The following is an 8,687-nucleotide window of genomic DNA, read 5'->3' as shown; positions in this document are numbered from 1 at the left end:
CACGTCAAAGTTCGCTACCGAGGCTTGAGAAAGAACACGCAGCAATTGCATACCCTGTTTGCCTTGGCGAACTTGTGGATGGCCCGTGGCCGTTTGCTGAAAAACAGCCAATCCAAGCCTGGTGTGGGTGCATAAAAAGCAAGATGCCCGCGAAACGCGGGCATCTTGAGTGCCAGGGGCAAGGGAACATCACACTCGTTCAAGCACTATCACGCTTGAAATCGAGTTATGCAGAGGTTCCTTAGCTCATGTCTGCCTGTAAAAAGTGCAGCAGGTATTTTGCATGAGAGTGCAGCGAAAGTCGTCTCAGCGTTGGTTCGGCGACTGCTCGGATTGTGTGGGTGCAGAAGGCGGGTTTAGGCTGCTTGAATCGACCAGAGTTTTGTAGATAGTTCAAAGCCTCCTATTTCCGTTCAAATAGGAGTCCTTATGAGCGCACAACGTTACCCAGAAGAATTCAGGATTGAAGCCGTCAAGCAAATCCTGGAACACGGCCACAGCGTGGCCGATGTCTCACGCCGTTTAGGCGTGAGCACGCATAGCCTGTATAAGTGGATGAAGTTGCAGCAAATTCCTGCAGCGCAACGGCTTGAGCAAGCCGGCCAAAGCGAAGAGATGCGCCGTTTGAAGGCGGAACTCAAGCGGGTCACAGAGGAGCGTGACATCTTAAAAAAAGCGGCGGCGTACTTCGCGCGTCAGTGCGACTGAGGTACGCCTTTATTGCCAAGCATCAGTCGATTTACAGCATCACGCGTATGTGCCGAGTGCTTCGTTTGCACCCCAGCGGCTACTACGCTTGGAAAGCGCAGCCACAAAGCCAAAGAGCTATCGATGACCAGCGCCTGCTGGGCCTGCTCAAGCACGCTTGGATAGAAAGCGGTGGGGTGTATGGCTATCGCAAACTGACGCTGGACATGCGAGACATGGGCGAGTCATGCAGCAGACACCGCGTGGCAAGGCTGCTGCGCTGCGAAGGCATCAAAGCACAGCTGGGTTACAGCAAGCGCCCTCGCATCAAAGGTGGAGCGCCTGCCGTTGTAGCGCCAAACCTGCTGTCGCAGCAGTTCACCGTCGATGCGCCCAATAAAGCTTGGGTAACTGACATTACCTATATCAGCACGCATGAGGGCTGGCTGTATCTGGCAACTGTGATTGACCTGTTCTCTCGCCAAGTCATTGGCTGGTCAACCGGTAGCCGCATTGACACCCAGTTGCCTTTGGATGCCTTACACATGGCCATCTGGCGCAGAAGACCACGAGAGACAGTCATCGTTCATTCAGACCAAGGCTGCCAATTTACAAGCCATGAATGGCGGCGGTTCTTGGCCAGTCATAACTTAAAGCCCAGCATGAGCCGGCGTGGCAATTGCCATGACAACGCTGTGGCAGAAAGCTTCTTCCAGTTGCTCAAGCGTGAGCGCATCCGCAAGCATGTCTATGCCACTAGGCAAGAAGCGGATAGCGATGTCTTTAGCTACATTGAGATGTTTTACAACCCCATCCGCAGACATTCGTCTGCGGATGGCATGTCTCCCGTAGAGTTCGAGAGACGCCATTCTGTGAGGCTGGCAGCTATCTAGGAAAAGCTGGTCGATTCAGATTATTTGCTTCAAAAAATCTTCATTGGCATCTCTGCAAGCAAACGTACTTGGTTGACATTTAGCTCACCTTGAGCCTGATTGGCACGGTGCATTCCCCATCGAAGCTCCAGTGCTAGTCCCTTAGCCTGGCCATCTTGGACGGTGTATCGAACAAGCACATCGCGCTCCCAGTGCTTACCGCCTGCACTGCCTGTTCCCAAGAAACCGTTATAGATATTTCCTGCACGCTTGTAATCGATACCGCTGCCACGTGTATAGGCAACACCAGCACTGAGCCCAGGAATGACAAGCTGCCCAAGATCGATGTCGTACTTCAGCTGCCATGAGGCTTCATTCGGTGCATTAAAGTCCGATAGCTGCATTGCATTTTCCAGCCAGATAGAGCCACGGTTAACATAATCAAACGGCGTATCTCCATCAACCTTTTGATATCCTAGGCCCAACTTGTGTGGACCAAAGGCGTAGCTCGCCATTAAGCTCCAAGTCGTGTTGTCTACCTTTCCAGCCAGTGCCTTTCCAGTATCCGTATTACGGTAAAGATTCAGGCTCAGCGAGATGGATTGCTTGTCAGCAAGTGCATGTTTATAGAAACTGCCCAAATACCACGTATTCCACGCATCCTCATATTGCCCTAAGTAGCTTGAGATGCTCAAGCCTTTGATCGGAGTAATCCAGCTACCGCCAGCAAAGGAGAAAGAATCGGCGTTTACTCCAGAGTAGTTCGCGAGAAGCTCATTTCCATTTTTGCGTGCGTTACGGTCCGTCCACTTAGTAAAGCGACCCGCTTGCAAAGACAATGAAGGAATATCGGTGCTGGTAATTTGCCAACCACGATTTGTTTCTGGCAGCAGGCGGGTATCAGAAGAGTGAAAAATTGGATTCTTAGTCCGCATCTCTCCAAGCTTGAGCTCCGTCGAAGAAATACGGAGCTTAAGTGCAGCTCCAGCACGTCCAAAGCTGTCTTTCAGATCTTTGTTTTCTTTGGCAATGTAACGTGGATTACTTCGCACAGAGTCTGCATCAGAACCAAGATTAACTCCACCAAAAGCATGTGCATCAAACCCAAAGCCAACTACACCGCGTGTGTAGCCTGAACTGTAGTTGAGCATCAGTCCATAAGCACCTTCTTTGGCTTGATCAGATCGAGCACCACCAGCTACAGTTTTAGTGGTATTTCCGCGCTGGTAATCCAATTGCTCATAAACAAGTCGATTGAGCAAACTCAAGCTAGAACCCTCGACAAAGCCTTTGGCATCGTCTTGTGCACCTGCATGTGCAGTTACACAAACTACTAAAGGTGCAATAACACATAAACTGTATATGTAGGATTTGGTCGAGCGCATTTACTGCACCTCCTGCATTTTTTGCACAAGAACATCTGCACGATCCGCATTACTCATCATGCGGCCACGCAAATTGTTTACGGTTTTAACTGCAGCTGGAACCTGAGCCCTGACTTCTTCACCTTGTCCAACCTGAATAGCTCCAATCATCGCCATCATCATGTGTGGTGGACAAACATAGAAGTACATGCCTGGCTTATCGACGGTAACGGTGTAAGACTCATCTTCTTTACTTGTGAATTTAGCTACGCCTTCAGGTGCAGTCATCAGCTTGACGTAATGACTTTTGTGCGTGGGTTTGAAGGTAATTTTGTCACCTTGTTCCACCTTAAGATACATGGGCTTGAAAACCATTGAGGCACCGTCATCCTGATCAAGCATTTCAACCACATGCTCAGCGGCCCAAGCTGATACTGTCATGGAATATCCAGCTACGCATGCAAGCGTGATCATCCAATTACGAATTCTCATAGTTTTAAAATCAGAGTTGAGAGAAAGAAATCAGTAGCCTGAAGGTAGTTAGGCCACCTGACTCACTTGCGGTACGCATTTTTTGAATGCTCCGCGAAGTGGTGTTACACGAGGCAGACCATCTGCACCAGTAACCACATCGGTACGAATACCGTAAATACGCTCCAGAAAATCCGCGCTCATAACTTCTTGTGGAGCGCCTTGCGCAACGACTCCCTGGTCAGCAATCACAACGACTTCATCGGCATACTGGGCAACTAGATTTAGGTCATGCAATACTGCAACCGTGGTGCAATGGCGTTGATGAGTTTGTTCAAGCAAGATATCTAACAAGCGCACTTGGTGCTTCAAATCCAAAGCACTAACGGGCTCATCCAACAGCATTAACAAGCTTTGCCGCATTAGCAACTGAGCGAACAAAACCATCTGACGCTGCCCACCGCTCAGGTTGGCAACGGATTGATTCGATAAATGAAGCAATCCCACAGTCTCCAACGCGACCAGTGCTTGTTGCAGTAAATCATCACCAATATGCATTCCGAGATTGGAAAGACGTCCCAGAAGGACAACTTCAATAGCACTCAAATCAACTTCAAGACTGGTGTCTTGTGGCATATAGGCCATGCCGGCTTGCCACTCGCTAAAACGACGGCGATCTTGTTTTAAGTTGTTGTGTGCTATTTCGCCAGCCGCAAGAGACAACTGCCCTGAAATTAACTTAAGCAGAGTGCTTTTTCCTGCCCCATTGGGTCCAATGATTGCGTGTAATCGACCTGGGTGCAGTTGCAGAGAAACGTTGCTCAAAATAGGGGTCGTGCCACGTAAAAATGTAGCATTGACAATATCAAGCATGTTTTCGTAGGCCTCGCAAAATCAGTATAAAAAAGAATGGCACACCAATCAACGCGGTCACAATTCCAATGGGGAAAATGGCACCTGGCAAAATGTTTTTTGAAATCACTGAAGACGCCGACAGCAGACATGCACCGCACAACATAGACAAGGGTATGTAGTAGCGTTGATCCTCTCCAACAAGCATGCGAGCAATGTGTGGGGAAACCAATCCAATAAATCCGATTACGCCAACAAAACCAATCGCGGTCGCTGTTAGCAATGACACCAAAGCCAAAGTTTTTAAACGCAACCAACGAACGTTCACTCCGAGACTGGCGGCTCGTTCTTCACCCATGCGAAGTGCTGTCAACTTCCAAGAATCACGCATCAGAAAGAAAGCGCACACAGCAAGTACTACTGCAACCGCAGTCACGCTGTACCAGTGACTTTTAAGCAAGCTACCAAATAACCAGAAGGTGATTTGCTGACTCAGTTCAGGAGAGGCGATGTATTGGAGCAAGCTAAGCAGCGCCTGAAATAAAAATAGCAAAGAAATGCCAGCTAAAACTAACACGTAGGTGCTAATTCCTCGCATAGAGGCCAGCAAAAATAATAGTCCAGCCGCCAGCATACAAAAAACAAAGCCACCTAAAGGCACAGCCATCAGGGTTGGCAAACCAAAGCCATCAAAGTACAAGGTAAGTGCTGCGCCGAATCCTGATGCGGCCGCTAAACCCAAGGTGTAAGGGCTAGCCATTGGATTATTCAGTAGTGTCTGCATCTCAGCACCGCCAAGTGCTAAAGAAGCGCCAACAACCAAAGCCATGGCGGCAATCGGTAACCGCATATTCATAACGATGGCGCGTGTTGCACTGTCAGCATCATCAAGGTTGAGCAATGTTTGTACTACATCCCCCAAGCCGATCATCGATGGTCCTGTCGCAATATCTATCACCATCATGCAGAGACACAAGGTAATGAAAAGCAATAAAAACCCACCACGACGACGCTCTCGACGACGATGAGCCAGCCTTGCTGACTCCAATTGCGCAGAAATTTGCATGAATTGACTCAAGAAGCCGCCACACCTTTGCGATGTCCGTAGGTGCGGCGAGCTGTGCAAAACCGAAGATTACTTGCCGTTTAAATCGGTAGCGAATGTGCCTTGAGGCACTACTGGCAGATACTTCTTGTAGAAGTCGATGTAATTTTTCTCAGGAGTCAGGTCTGCAAAAACAGCGGGATAAAGAGCCTTAGCAATGTACTGAACCATGGTGTAATCCGCTTGGGTTCGGGATGCACCTTGATATAGCGCATGCAGGCGCTGGCCCTTGATTGCTGGCAGTGTGTCCCAGCCCGAACGCTTCGTGTACCCCGACAGACGCTCAGTAGTTTCTTTGCGATCAACGCCTTGTCCGATGCGCATCGCAGTGGGGCTTTTTGCTGTTTCCGTGCCTGTGATCAAGATCACTTCAGGCTGTGATGCAAGTACCTGCTCTGGATTGATGGGTCCCCACCATTCAACAAATGGCTTGGTGATGTTGATACCACCGGCCTGCTCGATCATGCCACCCCACATGTTCTTGCCGTAGCTAATACCAACTTCACCTGGACCTTTGTTGCCAAACTCTGCATAGGCTTTAGGCTTCGGAAGTTTTGCTTTGGCTAAACGAGCATTGATGTCATCAATTGCGTCTTTGTAATCCTTGTTGATTGCAGCAGCTCGTGAGGGTTGACCTGCAATCTCACCAAGTAGAGCGGTACTTTTAAGGTGGTTTTCCAATTTCTGAGCGTTGTAATCGACAACCACAATCGGGATGCCTACACTCTTGATCTGATCAATGTCACTGCCTAGGCCCTGCACTTGCCATTCAGCAAGAACCAACACATCTGGCTTGAGCTCGATGACCTTTTCTACGGAGAAGGTCATGACTTCAACTTCGCCCATATCGGGCAGCTTATCAATTGAAGGTATGTAATCAGTGTAAAGCTTCCAACTTGCTGGGCGCCAGCCTTTCCACGCATCTTTGGAAATACCGACTACATTGGCCCAACCTTTTTCACCAGCTACTGCTAAGTAATCCTCAAAGTAAAACCCCAACGCTACACGCTTGGCTGGCAGGTCCAGCTTGACTTGCTGACCTGTGATATCTGTAAGCGTTTTAATCTCTGCATGAGCGTCAAAAGTACATGCAGCCAAGACAAAACAAGCAAGGGTATTTTTGAGTAGCATTTTTTCAAATTGGTAGACACAGAAGGACCCGCATGAGGGACGAAGGTTTACCAAAATCCGATCCCAAGCCCCAAGTCGGTGCATCAGATTCTAGACACTCAATTGAAAATAGTTCTCATTAGCAATCACTAACTATAGGGTTTGCACTGATCCAAAAAAACGTGTATATCTTTTTGGAACCAACTACAACGATGCTCTGGGTAAACGCAGCTTTTGCATCACCACTGTGGTGCATCCTGGTAGCAGCATCGCAACGATCCATGCATAGCTCGTGAGATCAGCCAAGCCAGATCTCGCAGCAAGCATGTCATGAACTCCTCCGATCAACATATTGCCCAGCAAAACCATAAAGCCTCCAGCTGAAGCTAGAAAACCGTAATAAATTGGCAACGCCCCACCTTGGGCGAATTGTGGAACCAGTGACATCGCTACTGGTGCAGAGAACATTTGTCCAACGCTTAAAAAAATGACAAACAAGGTAATTGGCGCAGCACTGAAGTATGAATTTTCGAATGCATCTGGTACGAACGGCAGCGTACTGCTCAGCAACGCTGCAAAGGCCACTGTCATGCATCCAAAACCTATAGATAGTGCTTTGCGCGCTGATATGCGACGACACAAAGATGAGATCGGAAATTGAAGAGAAATCACTAAAAACGAAGCTAAGACAAACAGCCAAGAGAGAGTGATCACCGGCGCATCTATACGTGCAATCTCAGCTGGCACCGCCATATAAAGTTGGTTGTAACTAAAGAGATAACTACTGTATGCCAGCGCAAACAACAAAAAGTCTCGCTGCTTGAATACTGCGCTCCAATCACCAACTTTTTTAGGTGCTCGCTCTAACTGAGTAGGAACAGTAGCGAACAACACAATTCCAGTCAGCATGAAAATGCCAGCACATGAAGCTGCGACCCAGGAAAAGCCCAAGGGCATCAATATCCCGCCAAGCACCGGGCCAGCGACAGCCCCAAGCTCTCCAAAAACCACGAATAGTGCAAACAAGTTCGGCCTTGACTGGTGCTTTACCCCAGTTTTTATTTTGCTTAATTGCTGGGTCTGATGCTCAATCTCTGCGGTGAGTGCTTCCATGCAAGGTGAAAACATAGCGCCCCCCAATCCGGTCAATGCCGCACTGACAATAAGTTCAGAAGGCGTTTGAGCTGTTGCTAGACCTAAGTAGCCAAGGACACGGATCGCACAGCCCGCAAGCATCAAGCGTCGATACCCCCATCTGTGGGCTAAAAGACCTCCGAGAAAAAAAAGACCCTGCTGTGAAAATGTTCGCACTCCAAGCACGATGCCAATCAAGGTGCTACCCATCAGCAATTCATCGCGCATGTGAATGGCGATAAACGGAACCACAGCATAAAATCCGATATTGAACACTAGCTGTGTGCTCAAAATAACGCTGCGAGACGGAAGTGAAATTGACTCACTCATAAATACTCAAGACTCGGCCATTAGCTAAGCATTTCTAACAGGTGCTACTTCAGGAGAAAACTGTAGCACCGGTGTGTAGCTTGCATTCCAGGTTTGTGCGAGTCGCTGCGCACGTCCCAAGCGTACGTCCTCCATCTCGAAATCCAGTACGTGACAGCAGTCTGCCATCTCTGGCCTTGCAGGAAGAGGATCAAACCTCCCATCGCTCATCAACCACACCGTGGTAACCGCCTTTGCACTACGGCATTTATGCTGCCCCAGCATCTCCTCAAGTAGGTCCACCGCATGGGAGATAGGGGTAGCGCCCGCGCCTTGCAACGGAGCAATCCAATTGAGGTTGAAAGTCGGCACCCGTCCTGCGGGCTGAATTACACGCGCTTGAGTGCCGCTAAAACCAATCACCGCCATTTTTTCACGACGGTGATAAAACTGCTCGCTGAGTGCAAGCAAGGCTCCTTTGGCCAACTCTAATTTTCGGCCACGCAACATGGATGCAGAAAGATCCAGCAATACGCAATGCAAGATCCGGCTCCCTATTGGTTCAGGGCGGTAACGGAAATGTTGGCGATGAAGTCGTGCGGTTCCTTTATTCAGCAGCGTGGCAGCCCAATTGACGCTGCTGCTTTGCGCCCCTACTAGTGTCCTGTCCCGCTAATACGTGAGCAAAGTCGATGGAGCTTTTCGAGGATCGAATCTGCGGTGGCAGTCCATTTGAAGGGCTGGCAGTTGACGTTGTGCGCCGTAACGAAGTGATCGATGCGC

8 protein-coding genes and 1 pseudogene are annotated in these 8,687 nt (G+C 49.2%); 1 reads left to right on the top strand and 8 read right to left on the bottom strand.

Going from position 1 to position 8,687, the window contains the following annotated elements:
- Nucleotides 1-429 precede the first annotated feature (429 nt).
- A protein-coding gene (locus F7P80_RS16535; RefSeq protein WP_151046185.1) for an IS3 family transposase occupies nt 430-1,580 on the top strand; the annotation gives its coding sequence in 2 pieces (ribosomal slippage) (nt 430-679 and nt 679-1,580; 1,152 coding nt in all).
- A gap of 29 nt (nt 1,581-1,609) precedes the next feature.
- Here F7P80_RS16535 and F7P80_RS16530 read toward each other — a convergent pair.
- From F7P80_RS16530 to F7P80_RS16495, 8 genes and pseudogenes are all read right to left on the bottom strand, one after another.
- A complete protein-coding gene (locus F7P80_RS16530; protein WP_151046183.1) occupies nt 1,610-2,944 on the bottom strand; it encodes an OprD family outer membrane porin in 1,335 nt (444 codons plus the stop codon).
- Nucleotides 2,945-3,364, bottom strand: a complete 420-nt coding sequence (locus F7P80_RS16525; RefSeq protein ID WP_249041511.1) for a plastocyanin/azurin family copper-binding protein — start codon at nt 3,362-3,364, stop codon at nt 2,945-2,947.
- 99 nt (nt 3,365-3,463) lie between these two features.
- Entirely contained in the window at nt 3,464-4,267 is an 804-nt protein-coding gene (locus F7P80_RS16520) for an ABC transporter ATP-binding protein (protein ID WP_151046181.1), read from the bottom strand.
- Nucleotides 4,260-5,312, bottom strand: coding sequence for a FecCD family ABC transporter permease (locus F7P80_RS16515; RefSeq protein ID WP_151046179.1), 1,053 nt, complete (start codon nt 5,310-5,312; stop codon nt 4,260-4,262). Before F7P80_RS16515 ends, F7P80_RS16520 begins: the two co-directional genes overlap by 8 nt.
- 69 nt (nt 5,313-5,381) lie before the next feature.
- Entirely contained in the window at nt 5,382-6,482 is a 1,101-nt protein-coding gene (locus F7P80_RS16510) for an ABC transporter substrate-binding protein (protein WP_151046177.1), read from the bottom strand.
- A gap of 183 nt (nt 6,483-6,665) precedes the next feature.
- Nucleotides 6,666-7,925, bottom strand: coding sequence for an MFS transporter (locus tag F7P80_RS16505; protein WP_151046175.1), 1,260 nt, complete (start codon nt 7,923-7,925; stop codon nt 6,666-6,668).
- 24 nt (nt 7,926-7,949) lie between these two features.
- Nucleotides 7,950-8,447 (bottom strand): vWA domain-containing protein, encoded by a 498-nt coding sequence (locus F7P80_RS16500; RefSeq protein WP_211372058.1) that lies wholly within the window; start codon nt 8,445-8,447, stop codon nt 7,950-7,952.
- 113 nt (nt 8,448-8,560) lie between these two features.
- Nucleotides 8,561-8,687 (bottom strand): annotated as a pseudogene (locus F7P80_RS16495) (IS630 family transposase); the annotation flags it as partial.

Origin of the sequence: Comamonas kerstersii (assembly GCF_008801935.1) — a bacterium.
In the GTDB taxonomy this organism is placed as follows: Bacteria; Pseudomonadota; Gammaproteobacteria; order Burkholderiales; family Burkholderiaceae_C; genus Comamonas; species Comamonas kerstersii.
This window is presented reverse-complemented; position numbering and strand designations above follow the sequence as displayed.